The organism is Arthrobacter sp. NPDC089319 (assembly GCF_040684925.1).
Classification (GTDB): Bacteria; Actinomycetota; Actinomycetes; order Actinomycetales; family Micrococcaceae; genus Crystallibacter.
This window is the reverse complement of sequence record NZ_JBFBGZ010000021.1, coordinates 1,228-25,781: the sequence shown is the minus strand read 5'-3', so window position 1 is coordinate 25,781 and position 24,554 is coordinate 1,228. Positions and strand designations below refer to the sequence as shown.

General features: G+C 67.2%; 25 protein-coding genes and 1 tRNA gene. 6 read left to right on the top strand and 20 right to left on the bottom strand.

The features are described from left to right. The first annotated feature begins 326 nt into the window (after positions 1-326). Entirely contained in the window at positions 327-1,061 is a 735-nt protein-coding gene (locus AB0N75_RS18495) for a TetR/AcrR family transcriptional regulator C-terminal domain-containing protein (RefSeq protein WP_364652404.1), read from the top strand. A 135-nt stretch (positions 1,062-1,196) separates the two neighbouring features. Here AB0N75_RS18495 and AB0N75_RS18490 read toward each other — a convergent pair. From AB0N75_RS18490 to AB0N75_RS18445, 10 genes are all read right to left on the bottom strand, one after another. Next, positions 1,197-1,270: transfer RNA gene (locus AB0N75_RS18490), tRNA-Pro, on the bottom strand. 126 nt (positions 1,271-1,396) lie between these two features. Beyond that, positions 1,397-2,950, bottom strand: a complete 1,554-nt coding sequence (gene der / locus AB0N75_RS18485) for a ribosome biogenesis GTPase Der (protein ID WP_364652403.1) — start codon at positions 2,948-2,950, stop codon at positions 1,397-1,399. Then, positions 2,943-3,608, bottom strand: coding sequence for a lysophospholipid acyltransferase family protein (locus tag AB0N75_RS18480; protein WP_364652406.1), 666 nt, complete (start codon positions 3,606-3,608; stop codon positions 2,943-2,945). The genes der and AB0N75_RS18480 overlap by 8 nt, the downstream gene beginning before the upstream one ends. Before the next feature lie 61 nt (positions 3,609-3,669). Beyond that, a complete protein-coding gene (gene cmk, locus AB0N75_RS18475; RefSeq protein WP_364652402.1) occupies positions 3,670-4,374 on the bottom strand; it encodes a (d)CMP kinase in 705 nt (234 codons plus the stop codon). Continuing rightward, positions 4,371-5,489, bottom strand: coding sequence for a prephenate dehydrogenase (locus tag AB0N75_RS18470; RefSeq protein WP_364652401.1), 1,119 nt, complete (start codon positions 5,487-5,489; stop codon positions 4,371-4,373). Before AB0N75_RS18470 ends, cmk begins: the two co-directional genes overlap by 4 nt. 3 nt (positions 5,490-5,492) lie before the next feature. Beyond that, the gene (locus AB0N75_RS18465; protein ID WP_364652400.1) at positions 5,493-6,788 is read right to left on the bottom strand and encodes a pseudouridine synthase; all 1,296 of its coding nucleotides are present in this window, start codon (positions 6,786-6,788) and stop codon (positions 5,493-5,495) included. Between the two features lie 59 nt (positions 6,789-6,847). Next, entirely contained in the window at positions 6,848-7,483 is a 636-nt protein-coding gene (locus AB0N75_RS18460; RefSeq protein ID WP_364652399.1) for an SMC-Scp complex subunit ScpB, read from the bottom strand. Further along, positions 7,476-8,408: a ScpA family protein gene (locus AB0N75_RS18455; RefSeq protein WP_364652398.1), complete on the bottom strand. Its 933-nt coding sequence runs from the start codon at positions 8,406-8,408 to the stop codon at positions 7,476-7,478. Before AB0N75_RS18455 ends, AB0N75_RS18460 begins: the two co-directional genes overlap by 8 nt. After that, positions 8,408-9,298 (bottom strand): AAA family ATPase, encoded by an 891-nt coding sequence (locus AB0N75_RS18450; protein ID WP_127514504.1) that lies wholly within the window; start codon positions 9,296-9,298, stop codon positions 8,408-8,410. Before AB0N75_RS18450 ends, AB0N75_RS18455 begins: the two co-directional genes overlap by 1 nt. Before the next feature lie 255 nt (positions 9,299-9,553). Then, positions 9,554-9,943, bottom strand: coding sequence for a VOC family protein (locus AB0N75_RS18445; RefSeq protein WP_364652397.1), 390 nt, complete (start codon positions 9,941-9,943; stop codon positions 9,554-9,556). 201 nt (positions 9,944-10,144) lie between these two features. Here AB0N75_RS18445 and AB0N75_RS18440 point away from each other — a divergent pair, with 201 nt between their 5' ends. The 4 genes from AB0N75_RS18440 to AB0N75_RS18425 are packed head-to-tail and all read left to right on the top strand — an operon-like array spanning position 10,145 to position 14,469. Beyond that, positions 10,145-10,861 carry a GntR family transcriptional regulator gene (locus tag AB0N75_RS18440; RefSeq protein WP_364652396.1) on the top strand — a complete coding sequence of 239 codons (717 nt, stop codon included), beginning with the start codon at positions 10,145-10,147 and terminating at the stop codon, positions 10,859-10,861. After that, positions 10,861-12,381 (top strand): MmgE/PrpD family protein, encoded by a 1,521-nt coding sequence (locus AB0N75_RS18435; protein WP_364652395.1) that lies wholly within the window; start codon positions 10,861-10,863, stop codon positions 12,379-12,381. The genes AB0N75_RS18440 and AB0N75_RS18435 overlap by 1 nt, the downstream gene beginning before the upstream one ends. Continuing rightward, a complete protein-coding gene (gene prpB / locus AB0N75_RS18430) occupies positions 12,382-13,287 on the top strand; it encodes a methylisocitrate lyase (RefSeq protein WP_364652394.1) in 906 nt (301 codons plus the stop codon). It abuts the gene before it with no gap. Between the two features lie 21 nt (positions 13,288-13,308). Next, positions 13,309-14,469, top strand: a complete 1,161-nt coding sequence (locus AB0N75_RS18425) for a bifunctional 2-methylcitrate synthase/citrate synthase (protein WP_364652393.1) — start codon at positions 13,309-13,311, stop codon at positions 14,467-14,469. Here AB0N75_RS18425 and AB0N75_RS18420 read toward each other — a convergent pair. From AB0N75_RS18420 to AB0N75_RS18375, 10 genes are all read right to left on the bottom strand, one after another. Beyond that, positions 14,466-14,969, bottom strand: a complete 504-nt coding sequence (locus tag AB0N75_RS18420; protein WP_364652392.1) for an NUDIX domain-containing protein — start codon at positions 14,967-14,969, stop codon at positions 14,466-14,468. The genes AB0N75_RS18425 and AB0N75_RS18420 overlap by 4 nt on opposite strands. Before the next feature lie 49 nt (positions 14,970-15,018). Further along, complete coding sequence (gene xerD, locus AB0N75_RS18415) at positions 15,019-15,999, bottom strand: site-specific tyrosine recombinase XerD (RefSeq protein WP_364652391.1); 981 nt, start codon at positions 15,997-15,999, stop codon at positions 15,019-15,021. A 6-nt stretch (positions 16,000-16,005) separates the two neighbouring features. After that, entirely contained in the window at positions 16,006-16,683 is a 678-nt protein-coding gene (locus tag AB0N75_RS18410; protein ID WP_364652390.1) for an NUDIX hydrolase, read from the bottom strand. Between the two features lies 1 nt (position 16,684). Next, on the bottom strand, positions 16,685-18,406 hold the full coding sequence (locus AB0N75_RS18405) for a CTP synthase (protein ID WP_364652389.1): 1,722 nt from the start codon (positions 18,404-18,406) through the stop codon (positions 16,685-16,687). Positions 18,407-18,524: 118 nt separating this feature from the next. Further along, positions 18,525-20,237 carry a DNA repair protein RecN gene (recN, locus tag AB0N75_RS18400; RefSeq protein WP_364652388.1) on the bottom strand — a complete coding sequence of 571 codons (1,713 nt, stop codon included), beginning with the start codon at positions 20,235-20,237 and terminating at the stop codon, positions 18,525-18,527. Position 20,238: 1 nt separating this feature from the next. Further along, the gene (locus AB0N75_RS18395; RefSeq protein ID WP_364652387.1) at positions 20,239-21,228 is read right to left on the bottom strand and encodes an NAD kinase; all 990 of its coding nucleotides are present in this window, start codon (positions 21,226-21,228) and stop codon (positions 20,239-20,241) included. After that, on the bottom strand, positions 21,225-22,097 hold the full coding sequence (locus tag AB0N75_RS18390; protein WP_364652386.1) for a TlyA family RNA methyltransferase: 873 nt from the start codon (positions 22,095-22,097) through the stop codon (positions 21,225-21,227). Before AB0N75_RS18390 ends, AB0N75_RS18395 begins: the two co-directional genes overlap by 4 nt. Before the next feature lie 4 nt (positions 22,098-22,101). Next, entirely contained in the window at positions 22,102-22,305 is a 204-nt protein-coding gene (locus AB0N75_RS18385) for a hypothetical protein (RefSeq protein ID WP_364652385.1), read from the bottom strand. Positions 22,306-22,366: 61 nt separating this feature from the next. Further along, the gene (locus tag AB0N75_RS18380; RefSeq protein ID WP_364652405.1) at positions 22,367-23,347 is read right to left on the bottom strand and encodes an HAD-IIA family hydrolase; all 981 of its coding nucleotides are present in this window, start codon (positions 23,345-23,347) and stop codon (positions 22,367-22,369) included. Beyond that, positions 23,337-24,323: a hypothetical protein gene (locus tag AB0N75_RS18375; RefSeq protein ID WP_364652384.1), complete on the bottom strand. Its 987-nt coding sequence runs from the start codon at positions 24,321-24,323 to the stop codon at positions 23,337-23,339. The genes AB0N75_RS18380 and AB0N75_RS18375 overlap by 11 nt, the downstream gene beginning before the upstream one ends. Before the next feature lie 30 nt (positions 24,324-24,353). Here AB0N75_RS18375 and AB0N75_RS18370 point away from each other — a divergent pair. Next, the coding region (locus AB0N75_RS18370) for a hypothetical protein (protein WP_364652383.1) at positions 24,354-24,554 on the top strand (201 nt) is incomplete at its 3' end.

Sequence of the window (24,554 nt, the reverse complement as noted above, 5' to 3'; positions counted from 1 at the left end):
GATCAACAAACCCCACCCGCATACCGAGCCGCTGACCGAGATGAACGACCCACAACAAGCCGCCTAAAAAATCTCAAACAGGTTGACAGTTACCGTATAACCCCAGATTTGGACGCCAAAGGATGACTTCGCCATCAGGTCAGGGGCAGCATCCGGTGACTTGGACGCCAAACGGTGACTTGGACGGGCAACGGTACTCGAGCCACCCGGTAGCCGGCCCATCAAAGGGGCCGACCACCGGCCGAGCGCCGTGCCGGGCAGCGCGGCCGTAAGGCGTACGCTGTACACTTGTGACGGCGGATTTCCCCGTGACGAGAGGTGGCGGAATGAGTCAGAAAACAGACGGCAGATCGCGCGTGCGGCTGAACCGGAGCCGCGTCCTGGAGACCGCCGTGGCGCTAGCGGACACGCTGGGGATCGACGCGCTCAGCATGCGCCGGCTCGCACAGGAGCTCGATGTGGTCCCGATGGCGCTGTACAAGCACGTCGCCGACAAGGAGGACCTGCTCGACGGGATGGTCGAGGTGCTCATCCGCGAGATCGACCCGCCGGCTCCCGGCGCCGATTGGCGAAATGCCATCCGGCTGCGGGTGCTCTCCGCCCGGCAAGCGCTCCAGCGCCATCCGTGGGCCCGGCAGGCGATCGAATCCCGTGCACGCCCCACCCCGGCCGTGCTGGAGTATCAGGATTCGTTCGCCGGCATTTTCCTCGCGGGCGGCTTCACCCCCGACCTCGCCCACCACGTCATGCATGCTTTGGGGGGCCGGATGTGGGGGTTCACCCAGGAACTCTTCGACGGGTCGGCTGCCCCGGCGGCGGAAGCACCGCCCCCGCTGACGCCGGAAGCACAGGCGGCCATGTTCGCTCAGATGCAAGAGCTGTACCCCAACATCGTCACCGTCGCCACCGCGGCGCAACACGATGACGGCTCTGTCGTCGGTCACGGCTGCGACGATCAGTTCGAGTTCGAGTTCGCGCTGGACCTGCTCCTCGACGGCTTCGAGAGACTCCACCGGCAGGGCTGGTCGTCCGCCCAGGTGAGGAAGCAGGCCGCCGGGTAGGCCAGGCCTCCGGCTTAGCGTTCAGCCCAGACGACAACGTCCCGCAGCCCTGCTGGGCGGCGGGACGTCTGTTAGTGCCGGAAAACTACAAACGGCCGCTAGCCAGTATTTCTACTGGCCAGCCGCCCTTATCTGTCGGGTTGACAGGATTTGAACCTGCGACCCCTTGACCCCCAGTCAAGTGCGCTACCAAGCTGCGCCACAACCCGAAGTTCCGCCTTCATGCATCCGGCGGAACCACCTCAAATACTGTACAGCATTTTTGCGCCCACCATGACCACCCGGCGCGGCCCGGGCGGTGGCCGCCGGCACGTTGTCCGGCGGCCAACGCAAGGTCAGCGCTTGCGTGCCCGCTTCTCGCGAACGCGCATGCTGACTTCGATCGGGGTGCCCTCGAAACCGAAGGTTTCGCGCAGCCGGCGGGTGATGAACCGGCGGTAGCCAGGATCCAGGAAACCGGTGGTGAACAGCACAAACTTCGGCGGCCGCGAGGTCGCCTGTGTGCCGAACAGGATGCGCGGTTGCTTGCCACCACGCACCGGGTGCGGATGGGCGGCCACCAGTTCGCCCAGGAACGCGTTGAGGCGCCCGGTGGGGATGCGCTTGTCCCAGGACTCGAGCGCACGGTCCAGCGCTGGCACCAGCCTGTCCTTGTGCCAGCCGGTCTTCGCCGAAATATTGACCCGAGGGGCCCACTCCACGTGGGCCAGGTCCTGTTCGATCTCGCGTTCCAGGTACCGGCGGCGGTCGTCGTCCAGCAGGTCCCACTTGTTGAAGGCGAGCACCAGCGCCCGGCCGGAATCGATCGCCAACTGCAGGATGCGCACGTCCTGCTCGCTGAGCACCTCATCCACGGCCAGCAGCACGACGGCGACCTCCGCCTTTTCGAGCGCAGCCTGCGTCCGCAGCGAGGCATAGAAATCAGCGCCCTGCTGCATGTGGACGCGGCGGCGGACGCCGGCCGTGTCAACGAACCGCCAGGTGCGTCCGCCGAGTTCGATCATTTCGTCGACGGGATCACGCGTGGTGCCGGCCAGCGAGTCGACCACCACCCGCTCGCTGCCCGCCAGCTTGTTGAGCAGCGACGATTTGCCCACGTTCGGGCGGCCGATCAGCGCGACCCTGCGGGGACCGCCGGTGCGCTCCAGTCCCCCGTAGGCGGAAAATTCGGGCAACACGTCCATGACGGCGTCAAGCATGTCGGCGGCGCCGCGGCCGTGCAGTGCCGACACGGGGTGCGGCTCGCCGAAGCCAAGGCCCCACAACGTGGTGGCCTCGGATTCCTGGGCCATGTCGTCCACCTTGTTGGCCACCAAGATGACCGGCTTCTTCTTCCGGCGCAGCATCTTCACGACTGCTTCATCGGTGGCGGTGGCGCCCACGTTGGCGTCGACCACCAGCAGAACGGCGTCCGCCATGTCCACCGCGATCTCGGCTTGGTCGGCCACGCGGGCGTGGATTCCCCTGGCGTCGTGTTCCCAGCCGCCGGTGTCCACCAGCGTGAACGGGCGTCCGTTCCAGTGGGCCGAGTAGGAGACGCGGTCGCGGGTGACACCGGGGGTGTCTTCGACCACTGCCTCGCGGCGGCCCAGGATCCTGTTCACCAGCGTCGACTTGCCCACATTGGGCCGGCCCACGATGGCCAGCACCGGTGCGACGCGCAACGGCTCTTCCTCGGAGACGGGTTCTTCCGCGGCGGCCAGCAGCGCGGCGTCTTCGTCATCAAGCTCGTAGTCCGCCAAGCCGGCGCGCAGCGATGCCGCGCGCATCTCGGCTTCGTTGTCGTCGAGCGCAAGCATGCGCTCGACGACCTGGTCTTCGCCCGCCGGACGGTATTCCTCGTCGGCCGGCCGTTCCGCCGGGGAGGATCCGGGCTGGGTCTCACTCATCGTCTGTTCCTTCTGGGTAGGCTGCAAGCCGGTTGTCGTCGCGGGTGTGGGCGGCCGGAAGCCGCTGCCCGGTTAACGCCACGCTGCGCCGGACATGGCCGGACAACTGCCGGCGGATCGCTTCGGCTGCAGTGTCCATTGAAACACGCCCGGAGGCCGAGGGCAGCCGCCGATAGGTCTGCGGTGTACCGAACGCCACGTGGAAGACCCGGCCGGGCTGCGGGATGGCGTCCCAGTGCTCGCCGCTGATCCGGGTGCCGAGCACCGCCACCGGCACCACGGGTGCGCCGCTGATTAAGGCCAGCCAGGCCACCCCGGAACTGACCTCGGCCGCATCCCCGGCCCCGCGGCTTCCCTCGGGCAGGATTCCGACGCAGCGGCCCTCGGCCAATAAGGCCCTGGCATCGCTGAGGGCTGCCCGGTCGCCGCTTCGGTCCACCGGGATCTGACCGGAGTACTGCAGGACCTTGCCGAGGATTCCAGTGAACATTTCCTGCTTGACCAGCACGTGCATGGGGCGCGGCGCTGCACCCACCATGACCGGTCCGTCGAGGTAGCTCAAGTGGTTGGCCGCGAAGATGACCGGGCCGCCGGCCGGGACATTTTCGCGTCCATGGATACGGGTCCGGTAAACCAGATGGTCCAGTACCTTGCCCACCGGCCGGCCCCAGCGCGGACCCCAGCGGACAGGGGTGGTGAATCCCCCGGCCCGGGTGGGCTCAGTGCGCGGCATGCCGCACGACGGCGAGCACCGCTTCCACGGTCTGTTCGAAGTCCAAGTCGGACGAATCCACGGTGAAAACACCGTCCGCCGCCTCGGAGAAATTCACCACCGTCGAATCCTTCGCATCCCGGGCCAGCACCTGCTCGTGCAGGTCGGCGTCGCTCTGGGTTCCGCCCAACTGGAGGCCGCGCCGGCGCAGCCGGGCCTCCTCGCTGGCGGTCAGCAGCAGCCGCACCTCGGCGTCAGGCGCGACTACGGTGGTGATGTCGCGGCCCTCGGCAACAATCCGGCGGCCCGAATCCGCAATGATCTGCTGCTGGCGGCGGACCAGTTCGGCCCGTGCGCCCAGCGTGGTGGCCACGGCGCTGACCGATGCGGAGATGGACGGCTCGCGGATCTCGTCGGTGATGTCGGTCGAGCCGATGCGCACAAATTCATCGTCCGGGTTGGTGCTGATCTGCAGGTCCACGTCTTTGCAGGCTTGCTCGACGGCAGCCGAATCGGCCAGATCCACACCGGTGTTGACGCAGTACCAGGTCACGGCGCGGTACATGGCGCCGGTGTCCAGGTAGGACGCGTGCAGTCGGCGCGCCGTTTCCTTACTGACGGACGACTTGCCGGAGCCCGAGGGTCCGTCGATGGCAACCACCAGGGCCTTGCCCAGCCGGTAACGAGCCATGTCCACTTCCGCCGCGCTCATTGCACAACCTTCCATCCGTGTGAGGTGAGATATTCGATCAGTTCGTGGCGTTTGCTGGGCAGCACCGCAATTTCCGCCAGCCCCACTGGCTGGCCGGCCGAGTGCGCCAGACGGAGGTCTTCCAGGTTGATGCCCTCCTCGCCGATTTCGGTCAGCAGGCGGGCGATTTGGCCGGGGGTGTCGTCGACCAGCACGGTCAGCCACGCGAACGCCTGCGGTGGCGCACCGTGCTTGCCGGGAATCCGGGCCTGGCCGGCGTTGCCCTCGCTGATCAGCTGCGCCATATCCAGCCGGGCGCCGTCGGCCTCCGGCTGTTCCAGAGTGTTGATCAGCCGTTCCAGATCTTCCCGGACACCGTATAGGAGGTCCACCACCCGGGCCGCGTTGGCGCCGAGGATCTGCACCCACAGCGCCGGGTCGCTGGCGGCGATCCTGGTGACGTCGCGAAGGCCTTGGCCGGAGAGCGACAAGGCGTGGGTCGGAGTGTCCTGCAGCCGGCTGGCCAGCAGCGAGGACATGACCTGGGGCAGGTGCGAGATCATCGCCACGGACGTGTCATGTTCGCCCGCGGACATCCGCGACACCACGGCGCCCAGATCGATGGCGAGCGCCTGAGCGGTCTTCACCGCTCCCGGCAACGACTGTTCAGACGGGCACAGGACCCACGGCATCGACGTGAAGATCTCGCCGCGGGCCGCCACCGGACCCGATTTTTCCCGGCCGGCCATCGGGTGGGTGCCCACGTAGCGGCCAAGGTCGGCCTCGGTCAGGTCCGGATCCTTGGCCAGCGCCTCGAAGATCGACGACTTGACGCTGGCGATGTCCACCACGACGGCGTCCGGGTAATCCCGCAGCGCCTGCGACACGACGGCGGCGGTAACGTCCGGCGGCGCCGCGACGACCACCAACTGTGGCTCCACGCGTTCGCCCGCCGGGAGGATTCGTCCGGCGCCGATGTCCTGGGCCACGGCCTGGGCCGACGGGGACGGATCCGACAGCAGGACGTCAATGCCGCGGGCACGCAGGCCGAGGCCGATGCTGGCTCCAAGCAGTCCGGTTCCGATCACCAAGACCGGTCCGGACAGATGGGTAGCCTGCACATGTGCTGGGTTCACCTGCTACATCCCCACCAAGGCCAGCAAGTGTCCGGCCTCTTGGCGGCCCAGGGCGCGGATGCTGCCCTGGCGCTGATCGCCCAGACGGATGGGTCCGACCTGGATCCGGACCAGCCGTTCCACCGGGTGGCCCACGGCGTCGAACAAGCGCCGCACCACCCGGTTTTTACCCGAGTGCAGCACGACTTCCACCAGAACGTGTCCCGGCGTGGAGTCCACCAGTTTGAACGAATCCACCGAGGAGACGCCGTCTTCCAGTTCGATGCCGGCTTTCATCTGCGCACCAACACCGTGGGCCATCGGCCCGCGGACCTGCACCAGGTACGTCTTGGGGACCTGGTAGGACGGGTGGGTGAGGCGGTTGGCCAGCTCGCCGTCGTTGGTCAGCAGCAGCAGGCCTTCGGTGGCCTGGTCCAGCCGGCCCACATGGAACAGCCGCTGGCCCTGCTGGGGCTTGAGGTAGTCGCTGATGCACGGGCGCCCTTCGGGATCCTCCATCGTGGAGACAACACCCTTGGGCTTGTTGAAGACCAGGTAGGTCAGCGTCTCATCCATCTGCACGCGGATACCGTCCACGTGGATGACCGTGTGGGCGGGGTCCACCCGCACGCCAAGCTCGCGCACGACGACGCCGTCCACTTCGACCCGGCCGGCCTGGATCAGTTCTTCGCACACGCGGCGCGAGGCAACACCGGCCCCGGCGAGGACCTTCTGCAGGCGCACGCCCTCGGGATCGTGCAAGTCGGAAACTGCCCCGGCGCCGGCGCCGGCGCCGGCGCGCGAACCACGATTGGGTCGGCTGACCGGGCCCAGATTCTGGCCGAAGCGCTCCCGGCCGAAGGCCTTGGGTCCTGCCGGCCGCTGCGGCTTGGCACCGCGGGCCTTGCCAACACCGGCCTTGCCAACACCGGCCTTGCCGGCGGCCTTGCTGCCGTAGGATTTGCCGGCTCCAGGCTTGCCTGTGCCCGAGCCCGCCGTGGACGGCCTGCGGCTCCCCTGCTTGCCCGCGCCTGGTTCGGCCGGTCCCCTGCGGGCACCATGCTGACCGGAACCCTGACCGAACTCGGAACGGCTCTGGTCCCGTCCGGCACCTGAGCCGGAGCGACCGCCACCGGGCTTGCCGGCACCGGTCCGGCCGGCGCCGGTGCCGGCGCCGCTCCCCTGGCCGGGACGGCCTCGTCCCTGGGCCGAGCCGCCTTCCGATCGGCGCTGGGCGTCGTCCGGACGACGGTCGTCGCCGGGACGCTTTCCGCCGCGGGGATTATTCCGTCCGGAGCCGGAACGAGGCGGTTGTGTCATGGTGGATCCTTACCCGTGGGAACTACGTCAATGGTCTGGCGCTGCCGGCTGCCGGCAGCCTAGAGCGAAGCGTCGTCGTACTCGGACAGGTTTTCCAGCCCCGGCAGATGCGGGGCGATCTCCGGCAGTTCGCCGATGCTTCCTATCCCCAATCTTTCCAGAAAATACGAGGTGGTCCGATACAGGATGGCTCCGGTCTCCGGATCGGTGCCGGAATCCTCGATCAGCCCGCGTTGGGTCAGCGTCCGCACCACCGAGTCAACGTTGACTCCCCGGATGGCGGAAACCCTGGCCCGGGAGACCGGTTGGCGGTAGGCGATGACTGCCAGCGTCTCCAAGGCAGCCTGGGTCAGCCGGGCGGTCTGTCCTTCCAGCACGAAGCCGGACACCAGCGGCGCGAAATCGCTGCGCGAGAAGATGCGCCAGCCGCCGGCGATGTTGCGCAGCTCAAAGCCGCGGGGCGCAACGGTGGGCTGGCCGGCGAAGGAGGCGCCGCCGTCGTAATCCCTTTGCAGGTCCAGCAGCAGCTCCCGGACCGTGTCCACCGGCAGGGAAAGCGCGGTGGCCAATTCGATCTCCGACGCCGGTTCGTCGATGACCATCAGCACGGCCTCCAGGGCAGCGCGGGCGCCGCCGGGCAACTGGTCCACGTCGATCTCGGGAACGCCCGCAGCCTCCTTCACCGGATCAGTCATGGGTCTCCTCCGTTCCATCCGCCGCCGTTTCCGGCACCGGGGTGTCTTCGTACTCTTCGCTAAGGTTCTCTCCGGTCCATTCCGCGTCCGGGCCGGTCCAACGGACCGTCAGCTCGCCCAGCGGCGCCGTTTGGTCGAACGCGATGACGGCATCGCGGAACATCTCCAGCAGGGCAAGGAAGCGGGCGACAACTACCAGGGTTCCGTCCGCGTCTGCGGTGAGCGAGCGGAAGGACAGCGGGCCGCCGGCCTGGAGCCGCGCACCCAGGATGGCAGCTTGCTCTTTCACACTGACCGGCGGGGCGTGCAGGTGGGAGAGCCCGACCTGGGTGGGGGCGGGTTCCTTGGGCTCCAGTGCCTTGGCCGCGAGGGCGGCGAACTCCGCCAGCGGTGTGCGCCAGACCAGCTCGGGCAGCAACGCCGCGAAGTGCGGCTCCAGCGAGACCTGCCGCGGAAAGCGGTCGGCTTCCCGGGCCAATCGCTGGCCCAAAAGCGCCGCGATCTCCTTGAAGGCCTTGTACTGCAGCAGCCGGGCAAAGAGCAGGTCGCGGGCCTCGAGCAGGGCGATGTCTTCATCGTCTTCGACCTCGCCGGTGGGCAACAGCCGGGCGGCCTTCAGGTCCAGCAAGGTAGCTGCGATGACCAGGAACTCGCTGGCTTCGTCCAGCGCCTTGTCGTCGCCGTCCGCCTGCAGTCCCCGGATATAGGAAATGAATTCGTCGGTGACCCGGGAGAGCGCCACTTCCGTGATGTCCATCTCGTGCTTGGAAATCAACCCCAGCAGCAGGTCGAAAGGACCGCTGAAGTTGTCCAAAGTCACAGCAAACCCGGCCGTCTTCCGGTCGCCATCCGGGCCGGCCGGCACCGTTTCCTGAGCTGCCGGAGGACGGCCAGCAGGCGTCGCGCCTGCCGGCGTCAGCGTCATCAGGGGGCGCCGCCGCGCGAAATGAGCTCCTTGGCCAACTGGCGGTAGGCGGTGGCACCGGCGTGGTTTCCGGCGTAGCTGGTGATCGGCTCGGCGGCGACGGTGGCGTCGGCGAACTTGATCGTGCGCTTGATCACGGTTTCGAAGACCTTGTCCCCGAACGCCTCCAGCAGGCGGCCGATCACCTCGCGGCTGTGCAGCGTGCGCGGGTCGTACATGGTGGCCAGCACACCGTCGATCTGCAGGCGGGGATTCAACCGGTCCTGGACCTTCTCAATGGTTTCCACCAGCAGCGCCACCGCCCGCAGCGCAAAAAACTCGCAGATCAGCGGAATGATCACACCGTGGGCCGCGGTCAGCGCGTTGACGGTCAGCAGGCCGAGGGAGGGCTGGCAATCGATCAGGATGATGTCGTAGTCGTCCTCGACTTTGCGCAGCGCGTGCGCCAGGACCTGCTCGCGGGCAACCTCATTGACCAGCTGCACCTCTGCGGCGGAGAGGTCGATGTTGGCCGGCAGCAGGTCGATGTTCTCCACCTCGGTGGGCTGGATCGCCTCGCGGATGTCCGTCTTGCGGTCCATCAGCACGTTGTAGACGGTCAGGTCCAGCTCATGCGGATTCGTGCCGAGCCCCGCGGACAGCGCACCCTGCGGGTCGAAATCGACCAGCAGCACCTTGCGGCCGAGCTCGGCCAGGGCAGCGCCAAGGTTAATGGTGGACGTGGTTTTACCCACGCCGCCCTTCTGGTTGACCATAGCCACGATCCGCGCGGGACCGTGCGAAGCCAAGGCGGGTGGTTCAGGGAACTCGGTCAGCGGCCGGCCGGTGGGGCCCAGGACATCCTCGTCCGCTTGCCGCAGAGTGGTTGTCGCACCTTGTTCGCTGCTCACGTATCAAACCCAGCTTCCATCGTTTCGCTGCCGTACTTCTTCCTGACAAGGTTACAGTGACGGTCCTGATATCAATCGACAGGACGCTGAGGAGCGGCGAGCCTTTAGCTTCAAGTAGAGGTCTAAGGTTTTGGCCCGTCCTAGGCCCGCGCAACCGTGCCCACCGGCACAACCGTGTCCGCCGGACTGCCCGGGATGTCTAAGAGTTGAACGCCAGGGACACCGCCCGAGAACGGCGGACCTGAGCCTCGCTCCCTAGCAGGCAGCGGGATCGGTCTGCCACAGGCCCATCACGTTCCCCTCGCTGTCCCGAAAGTAGGCGAAGTACCCCATCTGCGGCACGGCGCCCTTGGCCCTGACGGTCGATCCGCCCAGGCTGCCGATTTTTTCCAGGGCCGCGTCAATGTCGTCAACGTCCACGGTGATGATCGGACCGGTCAGTTCCCCTTCGCGGCGGAACATGCCGCCGTTGATGGCCCCGGGTTCCGTTGGCATGCCCTGCTCGTCGGTGGGGATCGTCCCGAGCGAGGTGTAATCGATCTCCGGCATCGTGTTGATATTCCAGCCGAAGGCAGCGGTGTAAAACTCTTTCGCGCGGTCCTGGTCCTCCGCTGGGATTTCGAAATGCACCACACGTCCGGCCATTGCACTCACCTGCATTCTGCGTGAAGGGATGGCGTGGTGGTCCACACCACATCGACACAGTCTAGGGCGGCAACCACGGGGCCACTAGTGGTCGGCCTTCTCGTGCCGTGGACCGCCTACTGTGTATACACAGTTGGACAGATACTGAGCCTTCGCTGCCCTCTCTAGCGCTATTTAGCCGTCCGTGTATACAGTAGGAGGGTGGGTATCGCGGAACGGCACCAGCCAACAGCAGCAAACCCGCCCGTACGGGCCAGCGAGCGCGCGTACTGGGCGCTGCGCGAGGACATCGTCGAATGGCGGCTGCCGCCGGGGACCGTCTTGGGCGAGGTGGAGCAGGCGGCACGGCTAGGTGTCTCCCGCACTCCCCTCCGCGAGGCGCTGGGCCGGCTGAATGCCGAGGGGCTGACTGCCCCTCATGCCGGACGCGGCGTCGTCGTCGCTGCCATCTCGCTGGAGAACGTCACTGAACTCTTCGAGCTGCGCACCGCTCTGGAATGCCAGGCGGCGGCATTGGCCGCCGCTCGCGGCGAACCGGACGGCTTCCGCCAACTGCAGCAGGAATTCCTCGCCGCCGCGGACGCCATGCGCGGTGCTGCGCCGGATCCGCAGGCATACTACGAACTGGTCGGCCGGCTGGATGCTGCCGTGGACCGGGCGGCTGGAAACACCTACTTGCACCAGGCGATGAGCAACCTCCGCGTCCACCTGGTGCGGATCCGACGGCTGGCCCGGGACAATCCGGCCCGGCTGCTGGCTTCCGCCGCCGAACACGCCAACATCGCCGGCGCCATCGCCGGCGGCGACAGCCAGGTGGCAGCGGCCGCCACCCGAATCCACCTGCACCAGAGCCTGGAACATTTCAAATCCACCGATCCAAACCATCGACCCGATCTGCCAGCCGAGAGGACAGTTTAATGACCGTCGAGAACCATGTACGCGTCTACCGCAGCGAAGAGAACCTGCCGCGCGAGGACCAACTCGCCTACAAGATCGCCCAAGTCGCCACCGATCCGGTGGAGGTGTCCGCCGAGGTGGCCGAGATGGTGATCAACCGGATCATCGATAACGCTTCGGTGGCCATCGCGTCGCTGAACCGCAGCCCGATCGTCGCCGCGCGTGCACAGGCGCTGAGCCACCCGGTCTCCGGTGGCGGTAACGGCGCGGGCATCTTCGGCATCGCGCAGAAGACATCGCCGGAGTGGGCCGCGTGGGCCAACGGCGTGGCCGTGCGCGAACTGGACTACCACGACACGTTCCTGGCCGCCGAATACTCGCACCCGGGCGACAACATCCCGCCGATCCTCGCGGTGGCCCAGCATGTGGGTTCGAACGGCCGCGATCTGCTCCGCGGCATCGCCACCGGCTACGAGATCCAGGTGGACCTGGTCAAGGCCATCTGCCTGCACAAGCACAAGATCGACCACGTGGCCCACTTGGGTCCGTCGGCTGCCGCGGGCATCGGAACGCTGCTGGGCCTGGACGTGGAAACCATCTTCCAGGCCGTGGGCCAGGCGCTGCATACGACGACGGCGACCCGCCAGTCGCGCAAGGGCGAGATCTCCACCTGGAAGGCCCATGCACCTGCTTTCGCGGGCAAGATGGCCGTGGAGGCAGTGGACCGGGCGATGCGCGGGCAGACCTCACCGGTGCCGATCTACGAAGGAGAAGACGGCGTCATCGCGTGGCTGCTGGACGGCCCGGACGCCTCCTACGACGTCCCGCTGCCGGCGCCGGGAGAGGCGAAGCGCGCCATCCTGGACACCTACACCAAGGAACACTCGGCCGAATACCAGGCGCAGGCCTGGATCGATCTGGCCCGGAAGCTGCACCGCGAGCACCCGGAGACCGCCGACGCGGAGAACGTGAAGTCGGTCCTGATCAAGACCAGCCACCACACGCACTTCGTGATCGGCTCCGGCGCCAACGATCCGCAAAAGTACAGCCCGACGGCATCCCGCGAAACACTGGACCACTCGATCCCGTACATCTTTACCGTGGCGCTGCAGGACGGCGCCTGGCACCACGTAGACTCCTACGCCCCCGAGCGGGCGGGCCGGCCAGACACCGTTGCGCTCTGGCACAAGGTCAGCACCGAGGAAGACCCGGAGTGGACCCGCCGGTACCATTCGCTGGACATCGCAGAGAAGGCCTTCGGCGGCTCGGTGGAGATCACGTTGGCCGACGGAACCGTCATCACCGACGAAATCGCCGTGGCAGATGCCCACCCGCTGGGGGCCCGCCCGTTCACCCGGGAGCACTACGTCAACAAGCTGCGGACCCTGGCCGCCGGGATCGTCGAGGACGCCGAAATCGACAGGTTCCTGGCCGCCGTCGAGCGCCTACCCGAACTGGCTGCCGGCGAGTTGGACCAGCTGAATATCCAGGCCGCCGACGGGGTCATCGACCTTGCCGCCGGCCCGAAGGGATTGTTCTAAATGCTTTACTCCGCCACCACCCCCGAGCAGAAGCGCCGGACGCTGCGCGAGTCATTGGCGTCCGGGAAGCTGCAGCAGTTCCCCGGCGCGTTCAACCCGCTCTCGGCACGGCTGATCCAGGAGAAGGGGTTCGACGGCGTCTACATCTCCGGCGCCGTGCTGGCCAACGACCTGGGGCTGCCGGACATCGGCCTGACCACACTGACCGAGGTCGCCACCCGGGCCGGACAACTCGCGCGGATGACCGATCTGCCGGCCCTGGTGGACGCCGACACCGGCTTCGGCGAACCGATGAACGTGGCCCGCACCGTGCAGGAACTGGAAAACGCCGGCCTGGCCGGCTGCCACATCGAAGACCAGTTCAACCCCAAGCGCTGCGGCCATCTGGATGGGAAGAACGTGGTGGATCTGGAGACCGCCAGCAAACGCATCCGGGCCGCCGCCGACGCGCGCCGGGACCCGAACTTCCTGATCATGGCTCGGACCGACATCCGGGCGGTGGACGGCCTGGCGGCAGCCCAGGACCGCGCCCGCGCACTGGTTGACGCCGGGGCGGACGCCATCTTCCCCGAAGCCATGCGCACCCTGGAGGAATTCGCGGCCATCCGCGAAGCCGTCGACGTGCCGGTGCTGGCCAACATGACCGAGTTCGGCAAAAGCGAGTTGTTCACCGCCGAGGCCCTCTCCTCGGTGGGCGTGAATATGGTCATCTACCCGGTGACCCTGCTTCGCAGCGCGATGGGGGCTGCCGAGCGGACCCTGGACGCGATCAAGGCCGACGGAACCCAGCAATCACAGGTCCCGCACATGCTGACCCGTGCGCGTTTGTACGAATTGGTGGATTATGAGGCGTATAACCAATTCGACACCTCTGTATTCAACTTCCAAGTGCCCGGTCAGCACTGACCACAAAACATAGGAGTCGCTATGAGCACGGATGCAACCACTGAAGCACCGCAGATCCGCAAAGGGCTGGCCGGCGTCGTCGTCGACACCACAAAGATCTCCAAGGTCAACGCGGAGACCAACTCGCTGCTGTACCGCGGCTATCCCGTCCAAGACCTGGCCGCACACTGCAGCTTCGAAGAAGTGGCGTATCTGCTGTGGAACTCAGAGTTGCCCGACGCGGACCAACTGCGGGACTTCACCTCGGCCGAACGCGGCGGCCGCGCACTGGATCCGGTGGTGAAGTCGGTCATCGATTCGCTGCCGGTTGAAGCCCACCCGATGGACGTCTGCCGGACGGCGGCCAGCGTGATCGGAGCGCGTCACCGGCTGGCCGAGGATTCCTCGCCGGAGGCGAATATGGCCAAGGCCCTTGAGCTGTTTGCCGCGTTCCCGGCTGTGGTGGCCTACGATCAGCGCAGGCGCCGCAGCCAAGACCTGGTGGAACCGCGCGAAGACCTGGGCTACGCGGCGAATTTCCTCTGGATGTCCTTCGGCGAGGAGGCAGCCCCGGAGGTGGTGGACGCGTTCAACGTCTCCATGATCCTGTACGCCGAGCACTCGTTCAACGCCTCCACCTTCACGGCCCGGGTCATCACCTCCACGCTGTCCGACCTGCACTCGGCCGTCACTGGCGCCATCGGAGCGTTGAAGGGCCCGCTGCACGGCGGTGCCAACGAAGCGGTGATGCATACCTTCGAACAAATCGGCATCCGCACCGACGAATCCCGTGAAGAGGCCGCCGCCCGGGCCCGGACGTGGATGGAACAGGCCCTGGCGGAAAAGAAGAAGGTGATGGGCTTCGGCCACCGGGTCTACAAGCACGGCGATTCCCGGGTGCCGACCATGAAGGCCGCGCTGGACAAGATGATCGAGCATTACGGCCGCCCCGAAATCCTCGGCCTGTACGACGGTCTGGAGCACGCGATGGCCGAGGCGAAGGACATCAAGCCGAACCTTGACTACCCGGCTGGCCCCACCTACCACCTGATGGGGTTCGACACGGACATATTCACCCCGCTGTTCGTTGCCAGCCGGATTACCGGCTGGACGGCGCACATCATGGAGCAGCTGGAAGCGAACTCGCTGATCCGTCCGCTCAGTGAGTACAACGGACCGGACCAGCGGGCGCTAGGCCGCTAGAATTCCCAAGCCACACGGTGGCCGGTGTCGAGATCCTCGACGTCGGCCACCGTCTCGTTATCCGGCCGCATCACCACCCGCAGTCGAGGCTGGTCCCCCGACAGAGCCAGCGGCAGCCAGTGTCCGGCGTCCTGCCACATCAGCCCCAGCGGCAGCCGGTCCACGCGGTGCCAGGACGGGGCAATTTCCGCAGACTCGGCGGGCACGCCACTCCAGCGCCGCGCGACGAAGAGGGCGGTGTCCATGTTCCATGCCGGCTTCGCCGGGAAGTCGAAGAAAATCCGACCGGCCCGTTCCAGATCCGCCGGCCGGACGCACACCCCGGTCTCCTCGTGCATCTCCCGGCAGGCCGCGTCTCCGTCGGACTCCCCCGGCTCCAGTTTCCCGCCGACCCCTACGACCTTCCCGGCGCCGAAACCGGTCTTCTTCCGGCCGAGCAGCACGCAGCTTTGCCCGGCTTCTTCCCCCAGCAGAAAGCACAGGGCAACGGCAACGGTCATGGGAGCGAGTCTAGCTCGGAACGCCGGCCCGCTGCCCCGCTCCGCCGCCCTAGCCCAGCGCGCGCGGATGCGCCGCGGCGTAGACCTCGCGAAGCGTATCGGCGGTGACCAGCGTGTAGATCTGCGTGGTGGTGACGGACGCGTGGCCGAGCATCTCCTGAACCACGCGGACGTCCGCGCCGCCCTCCAGCAGGTGGGTGGCGAAGGAGTGCCGCAGGGTGTGCGGAGACACGGGCTGTGTGATGCCTGCCTTCTCCGCGGCCGCTTTCAGGATGGTCCAGGCGCTTTGGCGGCTCAGCCGGCCGCCGCGGGCGTTCAGGAACAGGGCCGGTGTGCCAAGGCCCTTGGCAGCCAGTCCCGGCCGTCCCCGGACCAGGTAAGCGTCGGCAGCCTGGGCGGCGTAGGAGCCCAGCGGCACCAGCCGCTCCTTGGAACCCTTGCCGAAAAGGCGGACGACGGCGGGGCCGTCGCCTTGCGGCTCCACGCTGACATCGTCAACGTCCAGGCCTACCGCTTCGCTGATCCGGGCGCCGGTCGCGTAGAGAAACTCCAGCAGCGCCCGGTCGCGCAGGCCGGTGGGACTGTCCGATCCCGTAGATTCAAGGATCCGGGTCACGTCGGCCACCGAGATGGCCTTCGGCAGGCGTTTGCCCGGCATCGGCGGATGGACATCGGTGGCCGGGTCGGTCTCCGTGATGCCCTCAAGCGTCCAGAATTTATGCAGGCCGCGAACCGCCACGATGGTCCGGGCCACCGACCTGACGCTCAGGGCGGCAGCGCCGTCGGACCCGCCGGAGAGGGCCTGGGCAAATGCCGTGACGTCGTGGCGGCTGACCAAGGCCGGCTCGCTGACCGAGCGTTCCTGCAGGAACCGCAGGTAGCGGCCCAAGTCCCTGCGGTACGCCGCGACGGTGTTGGCTGCCAGCCCGCGTTCCACCGCCATGTGCTGCAGGTAGTCGCCCGCGGCACGGCCCAGCGCCGTCGCGCTGAATTCGTCCCCCTTGGCGGGCGGGGCCTGCACCGGCAACATGGCTGCTCAGTCCCGGCCGGAGTCGGCGGCTCCGTCGGGACGCTGGCTGGGATGCTCCGGCCACGGTGCATCCGCCGGACGCAGGTTCGCGAAGCCGGTAGCCGCGGCCCGGGATGCGGCGAGCAACCCGGCCACAGCCGACGGATTGTGCAGCCGGCCGGCCATCACCGCGTCCACGGCGTCGTCTAGGTCCACCCAGAGATGCTCGATCTCGGCTTCCTCTTCGGTACGCTCATGCCGCTGGTCTGAGGGAACCTCGGAAAGGTCCCTGGCCAGGTAAATCCGAATCGTCTCGCTGGAGGAACCGGGCGAATTGAAGAAGTCCACCAGCACGTCCCAGCGGCCGGCCACCAGATCAGCTTCCTCGGCCAGTTCCCGCGCCGCGGCATCCACGAAGTCCTCGCCGTCCATGTCCAGCAGGCCTGCAGGGATCTCCCACAGCGACATCTTGGCGGGCTGCCGGTACTGCTTCAGCAGCAGTACCCGTCCCGCCGGGTCCATCGCCAGGATGGCCACCGCGCCGGGATGCGCAATGTAGTCGCGCACCAGCGTGGCGCCGTCGCCCTGGCCCAGCGTGAAGGTATCGCTGACCACGTCCCAGATCCGGCCGCGGTATACCGTGCGGCTTTCCACCAGCGGGCGCGGATCCGGGATGTCGGCGAAGGCGTCCGGTTGCACCGGCACGTCAGACTCCGGACTTTGCCGGCGCCTTGGCCTGGCCATGGTCCAGCGCTGCGGCGATCAGGCCGGCGAACAGCGGATGCGGCCGCGTGGGGCGTGAGCTCAGTTCCGGGTGTGCCTGGGTGGAGACGTAGTACGGGTGCACATCGCGGGGAAGCTCGACGAACTCCACCAGCTTGCCGTCCGGCGAGGTGCCGGAGAAGACCAGGCCCGCAGCAGCGAGCTGGTCGCGGTATTCGTTGTTGACCTCGTAGCGATGGCGGTGGCGTTCGCTGACCTTGGTGCTGCCGTAGGTCTCGGCCACCACGGAGCCCGACTGCAGGGCAGCCTCGTACAACCCCAGGCGCATGGTGCCGCCCAGGTCGCCCTTGCCCTCGACGATATCCAGCTGCTCGGCCATCGTGGCGATGACCGGGTGCTTGGTGTCCGGATCGAACTCGGTGGATGAAGCGCCTTCCAGCCCGACGATGTTGCGGGCGTACTCCATCACCATTGACTGCAGGCCCAGGCACAAGCCCAGGGTGGGGAGCTTGCGTTCGCGGGCGAACTTGAGCGCGCCGAGTTTGCCTTCCAGGCCGCGGATGCCGAAGCCTCCCGGCACACAGATCGCGTGCACGCCGTTGAGTGCGGTTGCGGCGCCTTCGTCGGTGGCGCAATCGTCGGAGGGGACCCAGCGGATCTTCACCCGCGTCTGGTTGGCGAAACCGCCGGCGCGCAGGGCCTCGGTCACGGAAAGGTACGCATCCGGCAGGTCGATGTACTTGCCCACCAGCGCCACCTCAACAGTGTGCTGCGGGTTGTGGACGGCCGCCAGCAGCCGGTCCCATTTGGACCAGTCGACGTCCTTGAACTTCAGGTCAAGGTGCTGCACGATGTACGCGTCCAGGTTCTGCGAATGCAGCGTCTTGGGGATGTCATAGATGCTCGGGGCATCCGGGCAGCCGATGACCGCGTCGATGTCCACGTCGCACATCCGGCCGATCTTTTCCCGCATTGCGGCGGGGACCTCGCGGTCGGAACGGATCACAATGGCGTCGGGCTGGATACCGATCGAACGCAGCGCGGCCACCGAGTGCTGGGTGGGCTTGGTCTTCAGTTCCTGCGACGGACCGATGTAGGGCACCAGTGACACGTGCAGGAAGAATACGTTGGTACGCCCGACGTCCTGGCGGACCTGGCGCGCCGCTTCCAGGAACGGCTGCGACTCGATGTCGCCCACCGTGCCGCCGATCTCGGTGATGATCACATCCGGAGACTTCTTGCCGGCGACCGGCTCGGAAGGCAGTCGCATCCGGCGCTTGATCTCATCCGTGATGTGCGGGATGACCTGCACGGTGTCACCGAGGTACTCACCCCGGCGCTCCTTGGCGATCACCGTCGAGTACACCTGGCCGGTGGTGACGTTGGCGGAGCCGTCCAGGTTCTCGTCCAGGAACCGCTCGTAGTGCCCAATATCCAGGTCGGTTTCGGCGCCGTCGTCGGTGACGAAGACTTCACCGTGCTGGAAGGGATTCATTGTGCCCGGATCCACGTTCAGATATGGATCGAGCTTCTGCATGGTCACGGAGAGGCCGCGTGCGCGGAGCAGGTGGCCGAGGCTTGAAGCCGTCAGTCCCTTCCCGAGCGAGGACGCCACGCCGCCGGTGACGAAGATATGTTTGGTCGTCTTGGACGACTTGGAAAACCGGGAATTTGATCGCTGCACCACGGAATTCGAGCCTATCACCTTTCTGGACGCCCTCGAATCTCAAGGCCGTTCCGACCGCTGTCGAGTGTGTGAACACACACCAGCCGGCCAACTTCTCCCCCGCCGGCGGCGGGGCTGGTCGTAGCTGTAGCAGATGCTACAGCGCCCTGGCACCGTCAATCAGTTCCTGGGCATGTGCGCGGGCGGACTCGGACTCTTCCTGTCCGGCGAGCATGCGGGCCAATTCGGTCACCCGTTCCTCATCGTCGAGCAGGCGGACGTCGCTGGCGGTCATCCCGCCGTCACCGCCGCCGGCCGTCTTGATCACGCGGATGTGCTGGTCGGCAAACGCCGCCACCTGGGGCAAGTGGGTCACTACGATGACCTGCACGAAGCGTCCCAGCATGGCCAGGCGGCGGCCGATCTCGACCGCCGCTTTGCCGCCCACGCCGGCGTCCACTTCGTCGAACACAAAGGTCGGAACCGGGTCCACTTCCGCGAGCACCACCTCGATGGCCAGCATCACGCGGGAGAGTTCGCCGCCGGATGCGCCCTTGCCCAACGGCCGCGGCGGTGCGCCCCGGTGCGGTTTCAACAGGAAGGTGATCAGGTCTGCCCCGTGCACGCTCAAGGCCGGCGCAGGTTCAATCTCGATCACCAGTTCGGCCTCGGCCATGGCCAGGGCGGACAGTTCAGTGCCGACCCGGTGCCCCAGTTCGGCAGCAGCTTCCCGACGCAGCGCGGTGACCTCGGCGGATTGGGCAGCCAACGCCTCGTCCAGCCCGGCGACTTCCGTCTCCAACCGCTCGATCCGGCTGGAATCGTCGGTGAGGTCTTCCAGCCGGGTGCGGGCCTGGGCCGCCCACGCGAGGACCTCGTCGATGCTGGGCGCGTATTTGCGAACGAGCCGGGCCAGATCGGCGCGGCGCGCTTCGACTTCCTCCAGCCGGCCCGGTCCTTCACCGTCCAGCGATGCCCCGTAGCTTGCCAGTTCGGCGGCCACATCGGCGAGGATGATTCCCACTTCCGCCAGTCGCGCGGCCGCCCGCCCCAGCTCGGCATCTTCGTCCTGGACCTGCTCCAGCGACCGCTTAGCCGCGTCCACCAGGGTGGTGGCGTCCGGCGAGTCGGTAAACTCCTCGGCCACCAGTGCCTGGTGCGCCACGGTGGCGGCGGCCCGCAGTTCCTCGACGTTGGCCAGCTTCACGGCCTCGGCCTTCAGCGCGTTGTCCTCGCCAGGCTGCGGGTCCAGCCCGTCGATTTCCTCGAGGGCCAACTGCAGTGCTTCGGCTTCGCGCAGTCGTTCGCGTGCTTCGGTGCGCAGCGTCTCCAGCTCGGCCTTGGCTTCCTTCCAGCGCACGAATGACGCCGCGTACCCGGCCAGGGTCTGCGCCAGGGCAGCGCCGGCAAACTTGTCCAGAGCTTCGCGCTGTGCCTGCTGGCTCTTGAGCCGCAGCTGGTCCGTTTGGCCGTGCACCGCCACCAAATGACCGCCGATCTCGGCCAGCGTTCCCACCGGGGCCCCGCGTCCGCCCACATGCGCGCGGCTCCGGCCATCGGCATTCACCGTGCGGGCGAGCATCAGTTCGGCCCCGCCGTCGAACTCGTCGATGTCTGCCCCGGCTTCACCCGCGCGGGCAAGCGCGGGGCTGTCCTGGGCCAGCCGGACCACGGCCTCCGTCACGGCGTTGGCTGCACCGCTGCGTACTGCGCCGGCGTCGGCGCGTGCGCCCAGCAGCAGGCCAAGCGCGGTGACCACCATGGTCTTGCCGGCGCCGGTTTCTCCCGTCACCACGGACAGTCCAGGCCCCAGCGGCAGCGTGGCCTCGGTGATGACGCCGAGGTTGCGGATCCTGATTTCTTCGATCATGTCAGCTCCTCCCGCCAGGCTGGGTATAGTGCGGCTCCACGGTGCGGACCGTCGGCAGCGACGAGGTGGGCGGCTGCTCCTCCGAGGGGCTGACGGGGCCGCGCCATCCCGACGTGGGAAGCTCGAATTTGCGGACCAGGCGCTCCGAGAAGGGGGTCCGCCGGGTGCGGGCCAGCCGGACAGGTTTGTCCGAGCGGGTCACCTCGATCCGGGACCCCGGCGGCAACTCAAGACTGCGCCGCCCGTCGCACCAGAGCACTCCGTTGGCATCGCTCCGGCTCAGGACTTCCACCGCCATGATGGAATCCGGCGCAACCACCAGCGGCTTGGCGAACAAGGCGTGCGCGCTGATGGGCGTCATCAGCAGAGCTTCCACCTGCGGCCAGACCACCGGGCCGCCGGCCGAAAAAGCGTAGGCCGTCGAGCCGGTGGGGGTCGCCATCACCACGCCGTCACAGCCGAACGAGCTGATCGGCAGGGCATCGACCTCGACGACGACTTCCAGCATCCGCTGCCGATCGCCCTTTTCCACCGCTGCCTCGTTCAGCGCCCAGGTATGCCCGATCTTGCGTTTGCCCAGCCACACCTGCACATCGATGGTCAGGCGCTCCTCGACCGTATATTGGCGGTTAACCACCCAATGGACGGTCTGCGCCAGGTCCGCACGTTCGCTCTCGGCCAGGAAGCCGACATGTCCCAGGTTGACCCCGAGCAGTGGGACATCCGATTCCCGGACCAGCTCGGCCGAACGGAGGATGGTTCCGTCGCCGCCAAGCACCATGCCCAGGTCCACGGAGTCGAGACTGACGTCCTCGTCCAGCGTCTCGCAGGGAACGGCTAGGTCACCGTACGTTTCCCGCATGGGCGCCATTTCTTCCCGGCGCATCACGGGAACCAGCCCGGAGGCGTGGAGTTGGGCGCATGTTTCGTGGGCAGCCGCCATGGCGTCCGCCCGTCCGGTGTGCGCGAGCACCAGTATCCGCCGGCTCATCGCTCCACTCCCGGTTCCTGCCTTCTCGGTTCGTCAATCTGGTCCGCCGCTTGGCTGAACCCATGCGGGAAATTGGCCATCGCCGCGTCCACCTCCCCCTCCAGCACACTACCCGTTCTGCGCTCCGGTTGGCCCGGCGGAACGCTTATCCACAGGAAATATTCAACGTTTCCGTCCTGTCCGGGAAGCGGGCTTGCCGCCAGTCCGCGAACCTGAAGGCCCGCTTCGAGGGCCGACGAGACAACGTTTCTCACCGCCCGGAAACGTTCGGCCTCCGAACTGACGACGCCGGTGCGCGCCAAGCTTTCCCTGCCCACCTCAAACTGCGGCTTGACCATCAGCAAGAGATTTCCGCTTGGCCTCGTCGCATTGGCCAAGGCTTCGACAACCAGGGTCAGCGAGATGAAGGACAAGTCCGCCACGGTCAGGTCCACCGGGCCGCCGATCTCCCGGGCGTCGAGGTAGCGGACGTTCATGCCCTCGAACACCCTGACCCTGCTATCGGTACGGATCTGTTCAACGAGTTGGCCGTGGCCCACATCCACGGCGACTACCTCCCGTGCTCCAGTGCGGAGCAGGACGTCGGTGAATCCGCCGGTGGAGGCCCCAGCGTCGAGGCAGCGCAGGCCGGCCGGGTCCACCGCGGGGAAGGCTGCCAATGCGCCCGCCAACTTATGGCCGGCTCTGCTGACGTAGTCGGGCCCCGCGTCGGGGGCTACGTCCAGTGGCTCCCCCGGACCGACGGGAGCCGAGGCCTTGGTCAAGACAGTTCCGGCGCGGCTGACCCGGCCGGCGGCGATGAGTTTGGCTGCGTGCGTGCGGGAGCGTGCCAGCCCCCGGGATACTAGCTCCTGATCGAGTCTGGACATCGGGTCAATCAGCCTCGGTCTCCAAGTCGGCCAACAAACCGTCGTGGATCCGCTGATACACCCGCTCGTGCTCGCTGACGGCGAGGTCCGGGATCTGGGCAAGCTCGGCGACGATGCTGTTCACGGACTCGTCGCCGGTCGGCTCAGCGGGGGCGGGCCATTGCGGCCGCGTTTGGCTGCCGCTTTCCCGCGAGTCTGGCAGATCCAAGCTTTCCTCCCTTGCGTCGGCCGGCGTACCCAACCGCCGTGAATCAGTCTAGTAGCGGTGTTCAGTCCACCAGCTCAGGCGTGGCCGCCGCGGCTTGGTCCGGATAGGCATTCCACCACGCCGCGCACGCCGCGCGCCATGTGTCCACATCATCCCGGCTGCCGGAAACGCGGAGTCCCCCGTTCTCGATGGCGGCGTGGGCAGCACCGCACCGGAAACCCGCACCGTCGCGGATGACCGCCGGATACGGAAGATACAGTTCAGCCAAGCTACCCAGCAGGTAGCGCGGCCGTTCCGCCGTACTGGCGCCGAGGACAGCCTCGGGCCCGTCAACGCCGGTCAGCACAACCGCCGTGTCCATGCCCGCCTTGTTTCCGCCCAGGATGTCCGTGTCGAGGCGATCGCCCACCACCAGTGGCCGGTGGGCACCCAACGCTGCCGCCGCCGTCGTAAAGATGCCGGCCTCCGGTTTCCCTGCGACCAATGGCACCGCTCCGGTGGCAGCCTGTACGGCCGCAACCAGGGCGCCGTTCCCCGGAGCGATGCCGCGCTCCCGGGGAATGGTCATATCTGTATTGGTGGCGATCCAGAAGGCGCCGGAGGCGACCGCGAAGGATGCCTCGGCCAGTTCCTTCCAACCCAGCGCCGGGTCGAACCCCTGGATCACAGCCGCGGGCGCTTCGAGGGCAGAACGGACCGGGATGAATCCCTGGGCAGCTATTTCGTCTGCCAAGGTCTGGCTGCCGGTGACCAGCACTTTGGAACCAGCAGGGACGTGCCGGGCCAGCAGCAGCGCGCCGGCCCGGGCCGATCCAAAAACTTGATCGGCTGTGGCCGGCGCGCCGAGCTCGCGCAAGTGCGCGGCAACCTGCTCGGACGACCGTGACGCGTTGTTAGTGATGTAGCCCAGGGCCGTCCCGGTGTCCGCAAGGCCTTCCAACGCCTCCGCTGCTCCTGGGACAGCCTGCTGTCCGGCATAGACGACCCCGTCCAGGTCGGACAGCAAGGCGTCGTAGCCGGAGATCAGCGGCTTACCGGTCATCATCCCTGCTGTCCGGCGTGTGCGCGGTGCTGGGAGCGTCCTCGTCCTCGGCCTCGATGGGAGCCGGGGCGTCCTTTTCCTCGGTTGGTTCGCCCGCCGGAGAGCCGACCACAGGTGCATCCTCCCCGTTGGACGACTCGGCTTCGCTGGTATCCGCAGACTCACCCGTATCCGCAGGCTCAGCCTCAGACGGCGCAGACTCACCCGTATCCGCTTGCACGGCTGCGCCGACATCAGCACGACCCTGCTCTGGGGTCCGGGAGTCCTGCAACGGCCTGCCGACGGGTTCCGGTTCCTCACCGACCAAGTCGAGGATCTCGGGCTCGGCAAAATCACCGACGCCCAGGGCGTTCTCTGCCACGGCTGCCTGCCGCCGCCACTGCTGCGCTTCATCACCGCGGCTGGCTGCGTCCAAAGCGTCTGCATAGGCGCGGAAGAGTCGCGGGCTGTATGAGAATGCCCGGTTGCGGTCCAACTGCGGAATCTCGAGAGCCGCAACCGCCGCATCGAACTGCTGCAAATCGGTCCGCGCGCCGGAGGCCACAATAGCCAGTTCCACCTTGCCCGCTGTATCAAGTGATTCAGCGTCTTCTGAACGGGTCAGCTCCAGCGCTCTGTCCGGGCGTCCGAGTCCACGTTCGCAGTCGGCCATGATGGGCAGGTGCTCGTTTGAACCGCTGATCCGTCGGAACGTGCGGAACTCCCTCAGGGCCTCGCCATAGTGGCCGGCCGCGTACGCGGTCAGGCCCACAGCTTCGCGCACCGGAGCCATCCGTCCGCCCCGGCGGCTGGCTGCCAAAGCGTGCTGGAATGCCAGTTCCGGATCCTCGTCGAGAAGCCGGCCCGCCATCACCAAATGTTTGGCCACCCACTCCGCGTTCTTCGATTCCAAGGTCCTCAGCTGTGCGCGGGTAACGCGGTCCAGCTCCGACCCTGAGACGTCCTCGTCAATCTCAGGCGAACGCGGACGGTCCACGCGGTTGGCGCTGCGAAGGTCTCCGGAATTGTGCTCACGTGGGCCAGCCGAACGGCCGGAGGGGCGATCACTGAAGTCGCGACGCTCACCACGATCCTGACGCGGCCGGTCACTCTGCGGACGACGGTCCCCAAAGTCGCGACGCTCACCACGATCCTGACGCGGCCGGTCACTCTGCGGACGACGGTCCCCAAAGTCGCGACGCTCACCACGATCCTGACGCGGCCGGTC

Coding starts and splice junctions, on each gene's coding strand:
- AB0N75_RS18495 (WP_364652404.1), top strand. CDS start 327: ATGAGTCAGAAAACAGACGGCAGATCGCGCGTGCGGCTGAACCGGAGC.
- der (WP_364652403.1), bottom strand. CDS start 2,950: ATGAGTGAGACCCAGCCCGGATCCTCCCCGGCGGAACGGCCGGCCGAC.
- cmk (WP_364652402.1), bottom strand. CDS start 4,374: ATGAGCGCGGCGGAAGTGGACATGGCTCGTTACCGGCTGGGCAAGGCC.
- AB0N75_RS18465 (WP_364652400.1), bottom strand. CDS start 6,788: ATGACACAACCGCCTCGTTCCGGCTCCGGACGGAATAATCCCCGCGGC.
- AB0N75_RS18460 (WP_364652399.1), bottom strand. CDS start 7,483: ATGACTGATCCGGTGAAGGAGGCTGCGGGCGTTCCCGAGATCGACGTG.
- AB0N75_RS18455 (WP_364652398.1), bottom strand. CDS start 8,408: ATGACGCTGACGCCGGCAGGCGCGACGCCTGCTGGCCGTCCTCCGGCA.
- AB0N75_RS18445 (WP_364652397.1), bottom strand. CDS start 9,943: ATGGCCGGACGTGTGGTGCATTTCGAAATCCCAGCGGAGGACCAGGAC.
- AB0N75_RS18435 (WP_364652395.1), top strand. CDS start 10,861: ATGACCGTCGAGAACCATGTACGCGTCTACCGCAGCGAAGAGAACCTG.
- prpB (WP_364652394.1), top strand. CDS start 12,382: ATGCTTTACTCCGCCACCACCCCCGAGCAGAAGCGCCGGACGCTGCGC.
- AB0N75_RS18425 (WP_364652393.1), top strand. CDS start 13,309: ATGAGCACGGATGCAACCACTGAAGCACCGCAGATCCGCAAAGGGCTG.
- AB0N75_RS18420 (WP_364652392.1), bottom strand. CDS start 14,969: ATGACCGTTGCCGTTGCCCTGTGCTTTCTGCTGGGGGAAGAAGCCGGG.
- xerD (WP_364652391.1), bottom strand. CDS start 15,999: ATGTTGCCGGTGCAGGCCCCGCCCGCCAAGGGGGACGAATTCAGCGCG.
- recN (WP_364652388.1), bottom strand. CDS start 20,237: ATGATCGAAGAAATCAGGATCCGCAACCTCGGCGTCATCACCGAGGCC.
- AB0N75_RS18395 (WP_364652387.1), bottom strand. CDS start 21,228: ATGAGCCGGCGGATACTGGTGCTCGCGCACACCGGACGGGCGGACGCC.
- AB0N75_RS18390 (WP_364652386.1), bottom strand. CDS start 22,097: ATGTCCAGACTCGATCAGGAGCTAGTATCCCGGGGGCTGGCACGCTCC.
- AB0N75_RS18380 (WP_364652405.1), bottom strand. CDS start 23,347: ATGACCGGTAAGCCGCTGATCTCCGGCTACGACGCCTTGCTGTCCGAC.